This is a genomic window from Devosia ureilytica, assembly GCF_024273195.1.
Classification (GTDB): Bacteria; Pseudomonadota; Alphaproteobacteria; order Rhizobiales; family Devosiaceae; genus Devosia; species Devosia ureilytica.
In genome coordinates this window covers 703529-719947 of sequence record NZ_JAMZCU010000003.1, presented here as the reverse complement: position 1 = coordinate 719947, position 16419 = coordinate 703529, and the positions used below count along the sequence as shown (strand labels likewise).

Here is a 16419-nt window from a genome sequence, read left to right as displayed (position 1 = left end):
AGAAGGGAGTTAGTGCCGCTGCCCCTTGGTCCAGGGCTGGAGCAGGGCGCGGGGATAATCGGCTTTTCGGGCGACGAGCACCAGAGCCAGAATAGACAGCAGATAGGGCAGCATGAGGAAGACCTGGCCGGGCACCACCTGGCCGATTTCGGCCTGGAGGCGGATCTGGAAGGCATCGAAGGCGCCGAACAGGAGGGCGCCGAGCAGGGCTTTGCCCGGCTGCCAGGAGGCGAAGACGACGAGGGCGATGCAAATCCAGCCGCGGCCATTGACCATGCCGAAGAAGAAGGCGTCGAAGGCCGACATGGTGAGGAAGGCGCCGCCCAGGGCCATCAGCGCGGAGCCGACCACGACGGCGCCGATCCTGAGGCCGATGACGGACAGACCCTGGGCCTCGACCGAAGCCGGATTGTCGCCAACGGCGCGGATGGAGAGGCCCAGCGGGGTGCGGTAGAGCACGAAGGCGACGAGCGCGACCAGGAGCAGCGCCAACCAGGTCAGGGCGGTCTGCGAGAAGAGAACCGGTCCGAAAAAGGGCAGGTCGGAAAGGCCGGCAAGGTCGAGTGACTGGAACGGCACGATGCGGGGCGGCGAGGACACATCGGGCAGGGCCGTGCGGTAGGTGAAATAGCTGGCGCTGGTGGCAAGCAGGGTGATGCCGATGCCCGAGACATGCTGGGACAGGCCAAGGACGACGGTGAGGAAGGCGTGGAGCAGCCCGAAGGCTGCGCCGGTGAGCGCGGCGACAAGGACCCCGCCCCAGAGACCAGCCCCGAGATAGACAGCCAGCCAGCCGGCCATGGCTCCGGCGACGAAAATGCCTTCGATGCCGAGGTTGAGGACGCCGGCGCGCTCGCAGATCAAGGCGCCGAGCACGCCGAAGATCAGCGGTGTGGCGATGCGGATAGCAGCGGCCCAGAAATTGGCCGAGCCGAAAATGTCGAAAAGGACGTCCATGGCTCAGGCCTCCACTTTCGGATTGGCGGGGGCAAGGCGGAAGCGGAGGAAGAAGCTGCCGACCAGGACGCAGAGGAGGCTGAGCGCGACCACGAGATCGGCCAGATAGTTGGAAATGCCGGTGGCGCGGCTCATGGAGTCGGCGCCCACAAAAACCGCGGCGATGAAGATGGCGGCGAGCACGCTGCCGATGGGCGAGAGGCCCGCAAGCATGGCCACGACAATGCCGGAATAGCCAAATCCGGGTGACAGGTCGGCGGAGAGATAGCCCTTGACCCCCGCCACTTCACCGACGCCGGCGAGGCCGGCGAGGCCGCCGGAAATCAGCGCCACCTTGAGCATGGTGGCATCGACCGGAATGCCGGCGAAACGGGCCGCGGGCTTGTTTTCGCCCACGGCCTTGATCTCGAAACCGAGCACGGTCTTTTTGACCATGAGCCAGAGCAGCAGCGCCGAGACGAGGCCGATGATCAGCCCCCAATGAGTGCGGAGGCGCGGGACGAGCTTGTCGAATTTGGCTTCGGCCAGCAGCGGCACAGATTGCGGCCAGCCCATGGACAGCGGGTCCTTGAGGGGGCCTTCGATGAGCATCTGGATGAAGAGAATGACGACGAAATTGAGCAGCAGGGTGATGACCACCTCGTCGGCGCCGAAGCGCTGCTTGAGCATGGTGGGCACCACCATCATCAGTCCGCCCGCCAGGAAGCCCGCCAGCATGATGGCCGGGATCATGATGGGGCCGGGCAATTGCAGGAACCCTGAGCCGACAAGCACGGCGGCCAGTGCCCCCATATAGAGCTGGCCTTCGGCGCCGATGTTCCAAAGACGGGCGCGAAAGGCGACGGTGGCGGCAAGGCCCGTCAGGATGAGCGGGGTGGCGCGGTTGAGCGTTTCGGAGAGGGCGAACATGGAGCCAAAGGCGCCCTGCGCCATGAGCACATAGGCCTCACACGGATTGGCTCCCGCCGCCATGACCGGAATGGCGACAAACAACAGGGCAATGGCGCCGGCGAGCAGCGAGACGAGGAGACGCAGGCCGAGGGGCGCGTGTTCGCGCGGTTCGAGGCGGAGGCTCATGAGGCAAGGGTCTCCGGGGTGTGGGTTTGGCCTGCCATCAACAGGCCGACGGTGGCACGGTCAAGCGTCTCGGCGGGGCCGGCATCGGTGATCTCGCCGGCATGGATGACGAGGAAGCGATCACTGAGGGCAAAGAGTTCGTCGAGGTCTTCGGAAATGACAAGAACCGCCGCGCCCCGATCCCGGGCGGCAATGATGCGCCGATGCACCTCGGCCTGGGCACCAATATCGAGACCACGGGTCGGCTGATTGGCAAGAATGACGCGTGGCGCGCGCTCGAGAACGCGGGCGAGGATCAGCTTTTGCACATTGCCGCCCGAGAGCAGACGGGCTTCGGCATCGGGGCCGGGACAGCGCACATCATAGGCGGCAATGGCGGCCGTGGCGCGGGCCCGGATGGCTTTGGCATCAATGAAGCCATAGCGCGAGAAACCGGGCGAGCGAACCTCCTCGATGGCGATGTTGTCGGCAACGCTCATGGTGCCAACAACGCCGTCATGCTGGCGATCTTCGGGCATGCGGGCGACACCCGCTGCCACGAGGCGGCGCGGATCGGCGCGAGTGACAGGATCGCCATAGAGCCGCATGGTGCCGCTGTCCGGCACGGCGAGGCCGGAGATCAATGCGGCAATGGCGGATTGACCGTTGCCCGAGACACCGGCCAGCCCGACGACTTCCCCGGCGCGCAGATCGAAACTGACGCCATGGAGGGCCGCGCGATGGCCCGGTTTCCCCAGGCTCACGGACTGGAACTCGACAAGGGCCCGGCCCCTGGCGCCCGGCGTGCGGGTGACTTCAGCCACGGCCTTGCCAACCATGAGGTCGGCAATGGCGCGGCGGTCAGCCTGGGCGGTGACCAGTTCACCGGCCTGTTCGCCGGCGCGCAGCACCATGATGCGATGGGAGACCGCGAGCACTTCGCCCAGCTTGTGGGAGATGAAAATGACGCCAAGACCATTGGCGGCCAGGCGCCTTAAAACGGCGAATAGGCCCTCGGCCTCCTGGGGGGTCAGGACGGCGGTAGGTTCATCGAGGATGAGCACGCGGGCGTCGCGGTAGAGCGCCTTGAGGATTTCGACGCGCTGCTTTTCGCCCACGGTCAGGCCATCGACGCGGCGGTCGAGATCGACGTCGAGGCCGCTTTCGGTGATGATCTTTTCGACCTTGGCGCGGGCTGCATGGCGGCGGCCGAAGGAGAGCAGGGGCTCGGTGCCGAGGCGGATGTTGTCGAGGCCGGAGAGGTTTTCGGCGAGGGTAAAGTGCTGGTGCACCATGCCAATGCCGGCGGCAAGCGCGGCGCCGGGCGAGCCGGGCGGCAGGGTGGTCATGACGTCGCCCCCGGCGGCAACGCGCACCGTGCCTTCGTCCTGCACGTAATGCCCAAAGAGGATGTTCATCAGCGTTGTCTTGCCAGCGCCGTTCTCGCCCAAAAGGGCGAGGATTTCGCCTTGGTGCAGGTCGAGGGAAATGGCGTTGTTGGCGATGAGCGTGCCGAAGCGCTTGGTGATGTCGGTGAGGGAGAGCAGGGGTGTGTGGCTTGTCATGGGCTCCTGCTCCTGGACTTTGGGGTGTGTGGTCGGTCCATGCCCCCACCCTTGATCCCTCCCCACGAGGGGGAGGGAGACGATGAACACTGGCGTCCCAGTCCCGCGCCTCCCTCCCCTTGATGGGGAGGGATTGAGGGTGGAGTGCTTTTGACCCGAGAGCCGATTGCTTTGGTGCCCCCACCTAGCCTCCCTCTGATAGGGGGAGGGACGGATCGGGTGTGCCTCAAATCTGGTTGCAGACACCGAAGCGGCTCCTCCCCCTGTTCAAGGGGGAGGTTGGGTGGGGGTGCTTACTGCGTCGAGCTGGGTTCGCTGTCGTTGATTTCGACCACGAAGCTCTTGTCGAGGATCTTGGCTTCGACGGCCTTGGCAGCGGCGACGGCTTCGGGGCCGGCGAGGGCCTCGTCGACGACCATGGAGGAGCCGCCATATTCCATGAAGGCGTAGATGCCGTAGTCGGAAGCAGTGAAGCTGCCGGCCTTCACATCGGCAATGGCCTGGTCGATCATCGGGGCGCCGTGCCAGAGGGCGGAGGCGAGGATGGTGCCGGGATAGTCGGCGGCGGTGTCGATGACATTGCCCACCGCGAAGATGCCGCGTTCCTTGGCGGCGTCAGAGACACCGAAGCGCTCGGCATAGAGGATGTCGGCGCCGGCATCGACCATGGCGAAGGCGGTTTCCTTGGCCTTCGGGGGATCGTACCAGGAGTTGATGAAGCTCACCGAGAATTTGACATCCGGGTTGACCGAGAGGGCGCCCGCCATGAAGGCGTGCATCAGCCGGTTCACCTCGGGAATGGCATAACCGCCAACCATGCCGATGCGGTCGGTTTCGGTCTTCATGCCGGCGATGATGCCGGTGAGGTAGCTCGGCTCGTGGATGAAATTGTCGAAGGTGGCAAAGTTGGGTTCCACCGGCGGCAAGGATGAACCCATGAGAAAGCTGATTTCGGGATAATCGGCGGCGACGGTGCGGGCGGGCTGCTCGACGCCGAAGGCTTCGCCGACCATGAGGCCAACGCCCTGCTCGGCATATTCGCGCATGACGCGCTCATAGTCGGTGTTGGCAATATTTTCGGAGTAGACATAGTCGATCTCGCCAGCTTCTTCGGCGGCGACCAGCGCATTGTGCAGGCGGCTGGCCCATTGCTGCTCGACCGGCACGGTCCAGATGGCTGCAACCTTGAGCAGATCCTGCGCCCAAGAGGCGCCAGTCAGGCTCAATGCGGTGGTCAAGCTGAGCGCCGCGATCAACGTGCGGCGGGTGATATTGGTCATTTGCGTCCCCTGTTGCTTGTTTGTTGTTCAGAACTCCCTAGTGTCCATTTATCGGGCAAAGGGAGGGATTTGGAAGGGGTCAGTTGGGCTGTCCCCAGGCATTGATTGCGTTGGTCGCCAAGCACCCCCACCCTAGCTTTGCTACGGCCCGTCGGGCCTAGCGTCGCTACCCTCCCCACAAGGGGGAGGGAGACGATGAACATTGATGGCTGTGCCTGCGCCTCCCTCCCCTTTGATGGGGAGGGACCGAGGGTGGGGTGCTATTTGTGCTCCCTGCTCCAGAAACAAAAAAGCGCGCCGGGGGGCGCGCCTTTGGAATTTTCAGCGGAAGGCCGGGATGACGTGCCTGCCGTAATTGGCGATGATTTCTTCCTCGTCGCCACTATCGAGGTAGATGTTGAACTGGGTGACGCCCGCCGCCTCCAACTCGTGGACTTTCTTGATGTGATCCTCGGGTTCCCCAAGGACACAGAAGCTTTCCACGACATCGTCGGTGATGAAATCGAGATAGGGATTATCGGCCTGGCCGTGCTTGGAATAATCGTAGCCGCGGCGCTTTTCGATATAGCTGGTCAGGCTCGAGGGCACCTTGTCGCTATCGGCGCCATATTTCTCGACAATATCGGCCACGTGATTGCCGACCATTGCGGGGAACCACTTCACATGTTCGATGGCGCGCTTCTTGTCGCCAAAGTAGGCGGGGGCGGCGGCCATGGAGCGGAAGCCTGACATGTCCTTGCCTGCGGCCTTGCCAGCTTCGAGGCACTGGTCGGTGAACCACTTGCAAAGGCCTGGATCGGCGATCTGCAGCACCACGCCATCGGCGCTTTCGCCGGCGGTCTTGAGGGCCAGTGGGCCATAGGCGGCCACCCAGCTGGGCATATCGTGGCCAACGGCCCAGGGGAATTTCACCGGGGCAGGGATTTCGCCATAAGTGACTTCCTCGCCGCGGACCATGGCCTTGGTCTTGTCGATGAATTCGGCGACACGCTTGAGGGTCGCGGGCTTCTTGCCCATGACGCGCATGGAAGAGTCGCCACGACCCACGGCAAGATCGAAACGGCCACCGGACTGCTTGGAAAGGGAGCCGAAAATGGAGGCGGCAACCGACCAGTCCCGCACGTCGGGATTGGTGACCAGCGGGCCGAAGCGCATGTCGGTGGTGTGTTCCATGCACATGGCGATGGCCGAGTAGCAATCGCGCCAGAGAATGTGGCTGTCATAGAACCAGCAATAGGAGAAGCCGGCATATTCGGCGGCGCGCACCAGATAGCGGGCGCGCTCGTGCTCAATGAATCCCTTGAAGGTGATGCCGAATTCCATCGCTTCCCCGCGCTCCCTTGTGGTTTTTACTGCGCATGACCTTGCCGGAAAACCGGATTCCACTGTTCCGGGTCATGCTTTGAAATTTGACCAGTCGATCAAATTTTTGGGCGGCTGAGGCACGAATGTCAATCGGGTATTTGCGCAGAAATACGCTCGACCGCGTCATCATAGACAATGAGAGGCTGGCCTGTCGGGGCGTCTGCGACAAGGCGGGCACGCACACCATAGACCGCCTCGAGCAAAGCCGGGGTGAGGATCGCGCTGGGCGGACCTTGGGCGGCCAGCTTTCCCGCGTCGAGCACCACCAGATGGTCGCAGAAGCGAACAGCCAGATTGAGGTCGTGGAGGGCCAGCAGCACGGTCATGCCCTCGGCGGCCTTGCGGCGCAGCAGAGCCAGCAATTGCAGCTGGGCGCGTATGTCGAGATGACTGGTAGGCTCGTCGAGCAGCAGCAGGCGCGGTTGCTGGGCAAGGGCGCGGGCGACGTGGACGCGCTGTTGTTCGCCGCCCGACAGGGTGTTGAACCTGCGGTGGGCAAAGCCGGTCATGCCGGTTTCTCCAAGGGCGGCGGCGAGGATGGCGTCGTCTTCGGGGCTCGGGGCGGATTGCCAGGCGGCCTCGAAGGGGATGCGGCCAAGGGCAACGACATCGAGGACGCTCAGGCGTTCCTCGGTGGCGGCGGACTGTTCGACGAAAGCCACCTGGCGGGCGCGATCCCGGCGCGGCATGGCGGGCAGGTCGAGCCCGTGGAAATGGGCGGTGCCGGTGGCGGGCGTGAGGCCGAGGAGTGCAGCCAAGAGCGTCGATTTTCCAGCGCCATTGGGGCCGATCAGGCCGGTCACCTGGCCCGAGGGCGCGGTGAAGCTGACCTTGGAGAGGATGAGTTTTTGGGCCTTTGTGACGGAAAGGCCGGAGACGCCGAGGCTCATGTGACCCTCCGGTAGCGGAGGAGGACGAAGAGAAACACCGGGGCGCCAATCAATGCGGTGATGATGCCGACCGGCAGTTCGCGCGGATCAAAGAGCGTGCGGGCGGCAGTATCGGTCCAGAGCATGAATATGGCGCCCGCCAGCATGGCGTGGGGCAGCAGGGCGCGGTGGCGCGAGCCAGTCATGAGGCGGACGGCATGGGGCACGACGAGGCCGACAAAGCCGATGGCGCCGCCAATGGCCACCATGATGCCGGTAAGGAGCGCGGTAGCGCCGAGGAGGGTCCAGCGCAGGCGGGGAACGTCGATGCCCAGGCTCGCTGCGGCGGTATCGCCAAAGGCGAAGGCGTCGAGGGCGCGGGCATAGGCAAGGATGATGGGGGTGCAAAGGACGAGCGCCGCGCTGGCCAGGGCGGCATCAAACCAGAGCGAGCCCGAGAGTGAGCCCATGAGCCAGGAGAGGATTTCGCGATAGCTGTCGCCGGTGGCGGACCAGAAGATGAGGAAAGAGGTGGCGGCCGAGGCGAGGGCCGCAATGCAGATGCCCGCGAGAATGGCGCGGCTGGGGGTGGCGCCGCCAAGGAGGCCGGCGATCAGCAGGGCCAATGCCAGGGCGCCGAGGCTGCCAAAAAAAGCACCGAGGGGCATGAGGAGGGTGAGGCCGACAAGGGCAAAGCTCACGGCGCCCAGCGCAGCGCCGGAGGAGAGGCCAAGAAGATAGGGATCGGCCAGTGGATTGCGGGTGATTGCCTGCATGACCGCGCCCGAGAGCGCCAGGCCCGCACCGACGCAAAGGGCCGTGAGAACGCGCGGCAGGCGCAGTTCCCAGACAATGGCGTCGCGGAGGCGCGAGACCGGGCTTTCGGGCAGGAGGCCGAGATGATGCGCGATTACCGACCAGACTTCGCCGGGCGTGATGTCGGCGGGGCCGAAGGTGACGGCAGCGATGGCGCTGGCGACAAGCAGAACGAGGAGGGCGGGGAGCGAGAGGCGGGTCATGACTGGATTGTGTGAGAGGATGCCCCCACCCGGCCTCCCCCTATTAGGGGGAGGAGAAGGGATAGCGGCCCTGTCAACAGGAGCTGACTCATTCCTCGAAGCTGATCCCCGCCAGTTGGCCAGCCAGGTCGGCGGCGGCGCTGGCGTTGCGGATGCCGGCTTCGGCGGCGGGGAAGGGGATGGTGAGATAGCGCTGGTGGATGACGGCGTCGAGCTGGTTGGTGATGGGATTTTCGGCCAGCAGCTGTTTCTTTTGTTCAGCGGAATTCCAGGCGGCATCGACGAGGATGATGACGTCGGGATTGGCGTCGACCACGGCTTCCCAGCTGGCCGAGGTCCAGCCTTCGTCCACGGCGCCAAAGATATTGGTGAGGCCGATGGCCTGCATGATCATGGCCGGAGCATTGCTGCCGGCACCGACATAGGGGGTCTTGGTGCCCGAGGAATACCAGAGCGCGGTGCGGCCGCTTGCGGGTGTGATCGAGGCGAGGATGGCGCGTTGCTCGGCGATCAGCGTCGCGGCCTGGTCCTCGACGTCGAAGATGCGACCCATTTCCATGATCTCATCATGAAGGCCGTCGAAGGTCAGCTTTGCGGGCTTGATCGAACGGCAGGCGGCAGGGGCGACATATGTGGTGACGCCGAGCCCGGCCAGGGTCGGGCGCTCGCCTGCGCCATCGGCGGCAAAATTGCTTTCCCAGCCGCCATAGATGAAGTCGGGTTCGGCTTCGAGCACCACTTCCTGGCTGGGGAGCTTGTCCGAGAGCACGGCGAGGCCTGAACCGGCCAGCGCCAGCTCGGGCGGCAGGGGGCCATCCTGGAAGCCGACGCCGATGATGCGCTCGCCGAGGCCAAGGGCCAGCACCATCTCGGTGGCGGTGGATTTTATGGTGACGACGCGCTCGGGGGGCGCGTTGAGGGTGATCGCCTGCCCGCAATTGTCGAGGGTGAGGGGATAGGTGGTGGCGGCAAGGGCGGGGTGAGCGAGAAGCCCGAGAGTTATCGTTGCGACCACAAGGTGACGCATGGGTTCAATCCTGACGCTGCTTGTTTTTGGTTTTCACTTCCGCCAGGGCGGCTTCGTAGCCGAGGCGGTAGGCTTCGGCACTGCCGAAGCGGAACATGTCGTCGTCACCGGTGCGGGTGAGGGTGCGCGCGCCGGGAGCGTCGAGCCCCAGGACGAAGCGGCCCAGCCCGCGCACCACGGCGACGGGAATGCCATTGGTCTTGCCCTTGACCAAGTCGGCGGCGCCAGCGATTTCGTCGGCGATGACGGCCTGGGTGACATGCAGCGGGCGGCCATTGGCGTCATTGCCGCCGCGCAGGTCGTCGGTCAATTGCACGCCGGCGGCGCCGATGGCCATGTCGGTCTGGCCGATGCGCCAGGCGCGACCGATGGTGTCGGTGATGATGATGCCGATATCGACGCCCAGCGTTTCACGCAGGCCGGCGCAGAGGGCGCGGGCAGAAGCGTCGGGATCGGCGGGCAGGCGCAGCGCCAGACCCTCAGGTACATTGGACATGTCGATGCCGGCGGCGGCCATGACGAGACCCTGCCGGGTTTCGACAATGCGGAAGGTGCCGCCCGGATGCACGCGCTCGGCAACGACGCGGACGGTGTCGGCGGTGATCGCCTGTTCGCGCTCGGCGGCGGGCACCTGCATGCCTTCGGCCTTGGAGATGATCTTAGAGGTGACGACCAGGATGTCGCCGGACTGAAGGGCGAGGGCGGGGTCAGCGGCCGATTGGGCGTTGATGGCGGCAGCGATCAGGGAGACGAGGTCGTCGTTGGGGGTGATTTCGGGAATGCCGGGAATACCCCAGACGGAGAAACGGGGGGTCATCAGACCATCTTCCTCAGACGCGGCAGGATCTCCTTGGCGTAGAGATCGAGGAAACGGCTCTGGTCGGTGCCGGGGGCGTGAAAGACCAGGTGGTCGAAGCCGTAGTCGATATAGGTTTTTATTTGGGCGACGTGTTCGTCGGGATCGGAGGAAACGATCCAGCGCTTGGCGACGCGCTCGATGGGGAGGGCCGCGGCGAGGCGTTCCATTTCCTCGGGGTCCTGCACGGAGTGCTTTTCCTCGGCGGAGAGGGAGAGGGCGGCCCAGTTGCGGGTGTCCTCAAGCGCGCGGTCAGCATCGGTATCGAAAGAGACTTTCACCTCGATCATGCGCTCATAGGGTTTGTCCTTGAGGGCGCTTTCGGCACGGCCGGCTTCGACATTGGGCAGGAGCTGATCGACATAAAGTTCGGCGCCCTTGCCCGAGGTACAGATGAAGCCGTCGCCAGCACGGCCGGCATATTTGGCATTGAGCGGGCCACCGGCGGCAATATAGATCGGCACCGGTTCTGCGGGCTTGTCGTAGATGGTGGCGCTGACGGTCTTGTAGTATTCGCCCTCGAAAGTGACGCGATCCTCATTCCAGAGCTGGCGGATAAGGCGCACGGCTTCGCGCAGGCGCGCCGAGCGTTCCTTGAGTTCGGGCCAGATCATGCCGGTTGCAGGCACTTCGTTGAGGCCCTCGCCGGTGCCGACGCCCAGGATGACGCGGCCGGGAAACATGGCGCCCATGGTGCCAAAGGCGTGGGCGACGACCGTTGGATGAAGGCGGAAGGTGGGCGTGAGCACCGAGGTGCCGAGCACGATGTTTTCGGTGCGGGCCAGCACCGCCGACATCCAGCCCGGCGCGAAGGGGGCGTGGCCGTCGGTATGCTTCCAAGGCTGAAAGTGATCAGAGACGAACACCGAGTCAAAGCCGGCCTGTTCGGCCTCGACGGCAAAGCGCAAAAGGTCATTGGGCGCAAATTGCTCGGCTGAAGCCTTGTAACCGAAGCGCATGGTCGTCCCTCCAGACTGCAGACGTCGATTTTTGATCGTTTGGTCAAAAATGATCGATAGTCAAGCTGCTTCATGCTAAAGCGCGGTGACGACAGATCATTGATCGGGATAAAGCCTATTCCGATTCTAGCCGGCACGGGGCCGGAACCACAAAGCGGACCTAATGATGAAAGTTATTTTCGACACTGATCCCGGCATCGATGATGCCATGGCGCTGCTCTATCTGAGCAAGCTGCCGGAAATCGACCTGCTGGGGATCACAACGGTGGTCGGCAATGCCGATATCGCCACCACCACACGCAATGCGCTGTTCCTGCGCCAGCAGTTCGGCATGACCGCGCCCGTGGTGCAGGGGGCCGGCCAGACGCTGGACGGGGTCGACAAGGCCGAACCGGTGATCGTGCATGGCGTCAACGGGCTGGGCGAAATCGATATTCCGGCGGTTGACGAGAGCGGGCTTGTGGCCGGCACGGCCAGCCAGTTCATTATCGACACGGTGAAGGCAAACCCGGGCGAGGTGACCATTATCGCCGTCGGGCGGATGACCAATCTGGCATTAGCGCTGCGCGATGCGCCCGAGGTGGCCACGCTGGTCAAGCAAGTCATCATCATGGGCGGCGCCTTTGGCTACCAGGGGCGCAGTGGCAATATGACCCCGGCGGCCGAAGCCAATATCTATGGCGACCCGGTGGCAGCCGACGAAATCTTTGCCGCAGAGTGGCCGGTCGTGGTGGTCGGCCTCGATGTCACCCATGACATTATTCTGGACACTGACTATCTCGCGGCGCTGTCGCGCGAGGTGGGCGAGAACGGCGAACTCCTGCGCCAGATGTGCGACCATTATGCGCGCTTCTACAAGGAGATCATGGGGCTTTCGGGCGTGGTCGGGCACGACCTGCTGGCTGTGACCTATGCGCTCAAGCCCGAATGGTTCGAGACGCGGCGCGGGCCGATCCTGGTGCTGCGCGACAGCATTGCCGTGGGGCAAACCATCCAGATGCCGGAAGATCGCAAGGGTGGGCACCCGGCCTGGGCCGGCCGGCCAAACCAGACGATCTGCATCGGCGTTGATGCCGAAAAGGTGCTGACCCATTTCCGCGAGACGGTTGCGGGTTGAAACCGGCCGCGCCGCGATTGTGATGCGGCGTGGCCCTTCGGATCATTGCGCTATTGCGGAAACCCCTTAGTGTCTTCTCCCAGTGGAGACGACCGATTTGAGCGGCGACAGCAGGCGGGCAGGGTTTGAAGAGGGGTTCCAGAGCAGCTTTGCGCTGGACGACGCCGTAGCGTTTCAACGCCTGATGCTCGACATTTATGGCGGGCGTTGCGCGGTGACGGGGCGCGTGCTGGCCGGGAGCGGGCAGGACGAGGCGCTTGAAGTGTTTTTGTTCCAGCCACTGGATCATGGCGGGGCCATGAGCCCGTCCAATGCGGTGGTGGTGGAGCCTGCGGTAGCGAGTCTGCTCGGCAAGGGCCTGATCCTGATCAGCGACGACTTCCTGGCGTTCACGCCGCATCCCGAAATCATCGGTGCACCCAGCGATCCGAGCGGGTCACGGGGGCGCCGTCTGTCGCTGCCGGACGCGGTTGCGTTGTGGCCCGAGCGGGCGATGATCAGCTATCATCGGAGCCTGTTTCGGGCGCAATGAATGGTGCGCAACTGGTTCTGCGGACTGGAAATGTCCAGGGTCGCGGCGCAGATTGGCGTGGCTGAAATCTCGCACCCGGACCCATCATGCCCTTTCCAGATATCGTACATCCAGCCATCGACGCCTATGAAAGCGCCGTGCCCATGCCGGCCGATTTTGCGGCCTTCTGGCAGGAAACGCTGGCCGAGGCGCGGGCCATTGGCGGGGCTGTCACCATGGTGCCGGCAGAGACGACGCTGAAGCTGGTCGACGTATTCGACGTGACCTTCCCCGGCTTTGGGGGGCATCCAGTCAAGGGATGGCTGGTATTGCCCAGGGTCCGCGAGGGGCGCCTGCCGCTGGTGGTGCAATATGTGGGCTATGGCGGCGGGCGCGGGTTTCCGCACGAAATGCTGCATTGGGCGGCCTCGGGCTTTGCCTATTTCCGCATGGATACGCGCGGACAGGGCTCGGGTTGGAGCACTGGGGCGACGCCAGACCCGGTGGGGTCCACCAGCCAGATCCCCGGGCTGATGACCAAGGGCGTGCTGGACAAAAACGACTATTACTATCGGCGGCTGTTCACCGATGGCGTGCGGGCCATTGATGCGCTGATCGGGGAAGATTTTGTCGACCCCGAGCGCGTTGCTGTCTGCGGCGGCTCACAGGGCGGCGGCATTGCGCTGGCGGTGGCCGGGATCGATGCACGGGTGAAGGCCGTGATGCCGGATGTGCCGTTTCTCTGCGATTTCCCGCGCGCCGTACGGGTGGCGGGGCGCGACCCCTATGGCGAGATCGTGCGCTTTCTGGCTCAGCACCGCGACAAGACGGACGTGGTGTTCGGCACGCTGCGGTATTTCGATGGGGTCAATTTTGCCCGCCAGTGCCAGGCGGCGGCACTGTTCTCCGTGGCGCTGATGGATGACATCTGCCCGCCCTCGAGCGTCTATGGGGCCTTCAAGGCGTTTGCCGGCGCCGACAAAACCATCATCGAGTATGAGTTCAACAATCACGAGGGCGGCGGGCCATTCCAGGACCGGCAGCAGATGGCTTGGTTGAGCAAGCGGTTTCTTTAGTGCAGTGGGAGAAGTGATCGGGTGAGGCAGGAACTTCGGTTCGTGCCCCGCCGTTGCATGGCCAGCGTCATTACCTCATTGATGGACTGGAGCTGCAGAAATGGCTGAAAAACAACTGGACGATCTCTTCCTCGATACCCTCAAGGACATTTACTTCGCCGAGCGCCAAATTCTAAAGGCGTTGCCGAAAATGGCCAAGGCCGCAGTGTCGCCGGACCTCAAGGCCGGATTTGAGAAGCACCAGGCGGAAACCGAAGTGCATGTGGAGCGCCTTGAAACGGTGTTCGAACTGCTGGGCAAGGCCCCGCGCGGCAAGACATGCGACGCCATTCTCGGAATTCTCGAGGAAGGCAAGGAAATCATGGACGAGTACAAGGGCACGCAGGCCCTCGACGCGGGCCTGGTTTCGGCGGCGCAGGCGGTGGAGCATTATGAGATTGCCCGCTATGGAACCCTGGCGACCTGGGCCAAGCAGCTGGGCCACAAGGAGGCGCTGAACCTTTTCCTTGAAACGCTCAAGGAAGAAGAATCCACCGACCTCAAACTGACGGAGCTGGCCAAGTCCGCGATCAATCTCAAGGCCGCCGCTTAGTCCTTACGTCGCGCGGACCATGTTCAAGAACACTGCCATGGCCGAGCAAATCCGGCAGACCGCCTATTTCCTCTGGGAGAATGACGGGCGACCTGAAGGCAAGGCCATGGACTATTGGGTACGCGCCAAGCAATTGCATCAGCGCCAGCTGGCCTATGACCGATGGCTGGCCGACGGAGCGCCGCTCGATCGCTCCGAGGTGCATTGGATTGCGGCGGAAAAGGACTTGAGCGAGGAATAAGAACGGGCCCCGAAATGGGGCCCGTTTTTTTTGATCGTGCGTGTGGAGGAGCCGGGCCACTCGACCGCAGGTCTCGTGGCCTGATGACCTAAAATCTCCCCACTGGGGAGATTTTGCTGCGCGAAGCGCAGCCGGTCATCAGTCCTTGGCGCGTTCGACGTAGGAATTGTCTTCGGTGAGGATGACAATGCGGGTGCCGCTGCCGATGTGCGGGGGGACCATGACGCGCAGGCCATTGTTGAGCACGGCGGGCTTGTAGGACGAAGAGGCCGTCTGGCCCTTGACGACGGGCTCGGTCTCGACAACTTCAAACGTGAGGCGCTGTGGCAGTTCCATGGAGAGGGCGACGCCCTCGAAGGTCATCAGGTGCACCTTCATGCCATCGGAGAGATAGGCGGCCTGATCGCCGATCACTTCGTCGGGCACCGAGATCTGCTCATAGGTCGCAGGCTCCATGAAATGGTGCCCCTCGCTGTCGGAATAGAGGTAGTCGTAGACGCGGTCGTCCACATCGGCCTTTTCCACCATTTCAACGGTGCGCCAGCGCCCGACAACCTTCACGCCATCGGAAATGCGGCGCATGTTGACGTTGGTGATGGAATTGCCCTTGCCGGGGTGGACGTTTTCCGCCGTCAGCACGACATGCAGGCTGCCGTCCTGTTCCACGACATTGCCTTTTCGCAGGGACGAGGCGATGACCTTGACCATAATTCTTCCTTGTTCGTTTCGATGGCGCGGTCTAGAGGCAGGGCCGTCCGGGCGCCGAAATATGCGTAGGTGGTGCGCCCGATACAATATTCCGCGCCCTTTCACCAGACCGGACGACAAGAAACCCGACAATGACGGCTTCGCACACATCGCCCGTTTCGCCCTGGTGGTCACCTGAGCGCCATGCCGACCGCCGCCCGGGGCTCCTGGCACGGACGCGGATCGACGCGGCGGTGCGAGGCTGGATGGCGGAGCGGGATTTCCTCATGGTCGACCCGCCGGGGCTGCAGCGCTCGCCGGGCAATGAGACGCATCTGCATGCCTTTGGCACCAGCATGATCGGCAATGACGGGTTGGGGCAGGGAATGTATCTGCATACCTCGCCCGAATTCACGATGAAGAAACTGCTGGCGGCGGGGGAGACGCGCATCGCCAGCCTGCAGCATGTGTGGCGCAATCGCGAGCGCAGCGCGCTGCATCATCCCGAGTTCACCATGCTCGAATGGTATCGGGCGGGCGCGCCCTATGAGGCGATCATTGCCGACACGCTGGCCATCATCGGGCTGGCTGCGGACGTGACAGGGATCGAGCAGTTCAGCTTCCGGGGGCGCGTCTGCGATCCGCGCGCCGCGGTGGAGCGCATCAGCGTCGCCGAGGCGTTCATGGCGCATGCCGGGATCGATTTGCTGGCGACCATCGATGGCGATGGCGTGCCCGATGGCGCGGCGCTGGCGGCGCAGATGGCGCGGGCCGGGATGGCGCCCAGCGCGGATCAGAGCTGGAGCTATCTGTTTACGCAGGTGCTGGTGGACAAGGTCGAGCCACAGCTGGGCAATGGACGGGTCACGGTGCTCGACCGCTATCCCGCCTCAGAGGCGGCGCTGGCGCGGCGGGTGCCGGGGGACCGGCGCGTGTCGGAGCGGTTCGAGGTCTATGCTTCGGGCGTTGAGCTGGCCAACGGCTTTGGCGAATTGACCGATGCGGGTGAGCAGCGGGTCCGGTTTGAAGCGGAGATGGATGAGAAGGCGCGGATCTATGGTGAGCGCTATCCGGTGGATGAGGATTTCCTGGCGGCATTGGAGATCATGCCCGAGGCGAGCGGGGTGGCGCTGGGCTTTGACCGGCTGGTGATGCTGGCGACGGGCGCGCAGCGGATCGAGGCGGTGTTGTGGGCACCGGTGGCGGAATGAGCCGGGGTGCGGAAAAAAGCTCCCTCATCCC

General features: G+C 64.0%; 17 protein-coding genes. 6 read left to right on the top strand and 11 right to left on the bottom strand.

Annotated elements, in window-relative coordinates:
• Positions 1-9: 9 nt before the first annotated feature.
• The 10 genes from NIM87_RS11305 to fgd form a co-directional block, all read right to left on the bottom strand.
• Positions 10-957, bottom strand: coding sequence for an ABC transporter permease (locus NIM87_RS11305; protein WP_254674763.1), 948 nt, complete (start codon positions 955-957; stop codon positions 10-12).
• Positions 958-960: 3 nt separating this feature from the next.
• Positions 961-2034, bottom strand: a complete 1074-nt coding sequence (locus NIM87_RS11300; protein ID WP_254674762.1) for an ABC transporter permease — start codon at positions 2032-2034, stop codon at positions 961-963.
• Positions 2031-3578: an ABC transporter ATP-binding protein gene (locus NIM87_RS11295; protein WP_254674761.1), complete on the bottom strand. Its 1548-nt coding sequence runs from the start codon at positions 3576-3578 to the stop codon at positions 2031-2033. The genes NIM87_RS11300 and NIM87_RS11295 overlap by 4 nt, the downstream gene beginning before the upstream one ends.
• Positions 3579-3871: 293 nt before the next feature.
• The gene (locus NIM87_RS11290) at positions 3872-4858 is read right to left on the bottom strand and encodes a BMP family protein (RefSeq protein ID WP_254674760.1); all 987 of its coding nucleotides are present in this window, start codon (positions 4856-4858) and stop codon (positions 3872-3874) included.
• 321 nt (positions 4859-5179) lie between these two features.
• Entirely contained in the window at positions 5180-6181 is a 1002-nt protein-coding gene (locus NIM87_RS11285) for a TIGR03842 family LLM class F420-dependent oxidoreductase (protein WP_254674759.1), read from the bottom strand.
• 128 nt (positions 6182-6309) lie between these two features.
• Entirely contained in the window at positions 6310-7113 is an 804-nt protein-coding gene (locus NIM87_RS11280) for an ABC transporter ATP-binding protein (protein WP_254674758.1), read from the bottom strand.
• Positions 7110-8111: a putative F420-0 ABC transporter permease subunit gene (locus tag NIM87_RS11275; protein WP_254674757.1), complete on the bottom strand. Its 1002-nt coding sequence runs from the start codon at positions 8109-8111 to the stop codon at positions 7110-7112. The genes NIM87_RS11280 and NIM87_RS11275 overlap by 4 nt, the downstream gene beginning before the upstream one ends.
• A gap of 88 nt (positions 8112-8199) precedes the next feature.
• Positions 8200-9138: a putative F420-0 ABC transporter substrate-binding protein gene (locus NIM87_RS11270; protein ID WP_254674756.1), complete on the bottom strand. Its 939-nt coding sequence runs from the start codon at positions 9136-9138 to the stop codon at positions 8200-8202.
• Positions 9139-9142: 4 nt separating this feature from the next.
• Positions 9143-9955: a coenzyme F420-0:L-glutamate ligase gene (gene cofE / locus NIM87_RS11265; protein ID WP_254674755.1), complete on the bottom strand. Its 813-nt coding sequence runs from the start codon at positions 9953-9955 to the stop codon at positions 9143-9145.
• A complete protein-coding gene (gene fgd / locus NIM87_RS11260; protein ID WP_254674754.1) occupies positions 9955-10953 on the bottom strand; it encodes a glucose-6-phosphate dehydrogenase (coenzyme-F420) in 999 nt (332 codons plus the stop codon). Before fgd ends, cofE begins: the two co-directional genes overlap by 1 nt.
• A gap of 163 nt (positions 10954-11116) precedes the next feature.
• Here fgd and NIM87_RS11255 point away from each other — a divergent pair, with 163 nt between their 5' ends.
• The 5 genes from NIM87_RS11255 to NIM87_RS11235 all read left to right on the top strand — a co-directional run bounded on the left by NIM87_RS11255 (position 11117) and on the right by NIM87_RS11235 (position 14490).
• Positions 11117-12070: a nucleoside hydrolase gene (locus NIM87_RS11255; RefSeq protein WP_254674753.1), complete on the top strand. Its 954-nt coding sequence runs from the start codon at positions 11117-11119 to the stop codon at positions 12068-12070.
• 97 nt (positions 12071-12167) lie between these two features.
• Positions 12168-12602, top strand: coding sequence for a hypothetical protein (locus NIM87_RS11250; RefSeq protein WP_254674752.1), 435 nt, complete (start codon positions 12168-12170; stop codon positions 12600-12602).
• An 86-nt stretch (positions 12603-12688) separates the two neighbouring features.
• Positions 12689-13657 (top strand): acetylxylan esterase, encoded by a 969-nt coding sequence (locus NIM87_RS11245; RefSeq protein WP_254674751.1) that lies wholly within the window; start codon positions 12689-12691, stop codon positions 13655-13657.
• 100 nt (positions 13658-13757) lie between these two features.
• Complete coding sequence (locus tag NIM87_RS11240) at positions 13758-14249, top strand: YciE/YciF ferroxidase family protein (protein ID WP_254674750.1); 492 nt, start codon at positions 13758-13760, stop codon at positions 14247-14249.
• A gap of 19 nt (positions 14250-14268) precedes the next feature.
• Positions 14269-14490, top strand: a complete 222-nt coding sequence (locus NIM87_RS11235) for a DUF2934 domain-containing protein (protein ID WP_254674749.1) — start codon at positions 14269-14271, stop codon at positions 14488-14490.
• A 138-nt stretch (positions 14491-14628) separates the two neighbouring features.
• Here NIM87_RS11235 and efp read toward each other — a convergent pair whose 3' ends face one another.
• Entirely contained in the window at positions 14629-15198 is a 570-nt protein-coding gene (gene efp / locus NIM87_RS11230) for an elongation factor P (protein ID WP_254674748.1), read from the bottom strand.
• A gap of 131 nt (positions 15199-15329) precedes the next feature.
• Here efp and epmA point away from each other — a divergent pair, with 131 nt between their 5' ends.
• Positions 15330-16388 (top strand): EF-P lysine aminoacylase EpmA, encoded by a 1059-nt coding sequence (epmA, locus tag NIM87_RS11225; protein ID WP_254674747.1) that lies wholly within the window; start codon positions 15330-15332, stop codon positions 16386-16388.
• Positions 16389-16419: the final 31 nt, after the last annotated feature.

Excerpts from the sequence above, each read along its gene's own strand:
- NIM87_RS11305 (WP_254674763.1), bottom strand. The coding sequence starts at position 957 with ATGGACGTCCTTTTCGACATTTTCGGCTCGGCCAATTTCTGGGCCGCT.
- NIM87_RS11300 (WP_254674762.1), bottom strand. The coding sequence starts at position 2,034 with ATGAGCCTCCGCCTCGAACCGCGCGAACACGCGCCCCTCGGCCTGCGT.
- NIM87_RS11295 (WP_254674761.1), bottom strand. The coding sequence starts at position 3,578 with ATGACAAGCCACACACCCCTGCTCTCCCTCACCGACATCACCAAGCGC.
- NIM87_RS11290 (WP_254674760.1), bottom strand. The coding sequence starts at position 4,858 with ATGACCAATATCACCCGCCGCACGTTGATCGCGGCGCTCAGCTTGACC.
- NIM87_RS11285 (WP_254674759.1), bottom strand. The coding sequence starts at position 6,181 with ATGGAATTCGGCATCACCTTCAAGGGATTCATTGAGCACGAGCGCGCC.
- NIM87_RS11280 (WP_254674758.1), bottom strand. The coding sequence starts at position 7,113 with ATGAGCCTCGGCGTCTCCGGCCTTTCCGTCACAAAGGCCCAAAAACTC.
- NIM87_RS11275 (WP_254674757.1), bottom strand. The coding sequence starts at position 8,111 with ATGACCCGCCTCTCGCTCCCCGCCCTCCTCGTTCTGCTTGTCGCCAGC.
- NIM87_RS11270 (WP_254674756.1), bottom strand. The coding sequence starts at position 9,138 with ATGCGTCACCTTGTGGTCGCAACGATAACTCTCGGGCTTCTCGCTCAC.
- cofE (WP_254674755.1), bottom strand. The coding sequence starts at position 9,955 with ATGACCCCCCGTTTCTCCGTCTGGGGTATTCCCGGCATTCCCGAAATC.
- fgd (WP_254674754.1), bottom strand. The coding sequence starts at position 10,953 with ATGCGCTTCGGTTACAAGGCTTCAGCCGAGCAATTTGCGCCCAATGAC.
- NIM87_RS11255 (WP_254674753.1), top strand. The coding sequence starts at position 11,117 with ATGATGAAAGTTATTTTCGACACTGATCCCGGCATCGATGATGCCATG.
- NIM87_RS11245 (WP_254674751.1), top strand. The coding sequence starts at position 12,689 with ATGCCCTTTCCAGATATCGTACATCCAGCCATCGACGCCTATGAAAGC.
- NIM87_RS11240 (WP_254674750.1), top strand. The coding sequence starts at position 13,758 with ATGGCTGAAAAACAACTGGACGATCTCTTCCTCGATACCCTCAAGGAC.
- NIM87_RS11235 (WP_254674749.1), top strand. The coding sequence starts at position 14,269 with ATGTTCAAGAACACTGCCATGGCCGAGCAAATCCGGCAGACCGCCTAT.
- efp (WP_254674748.1), bottom strand. The coding sequence starts at position 15,198 with ATGGTCAAGGTCATCGCCTCGTCCCTGCGAAAAGGCAATGTCGTGGAA.
- epmA (WP_254674747.1), top strand. The coding sequence starts at position 15,330 with ATGACGGCTTCGCACACATCGCCCGTTTCGCCCTGGTGGTCACCTGAG.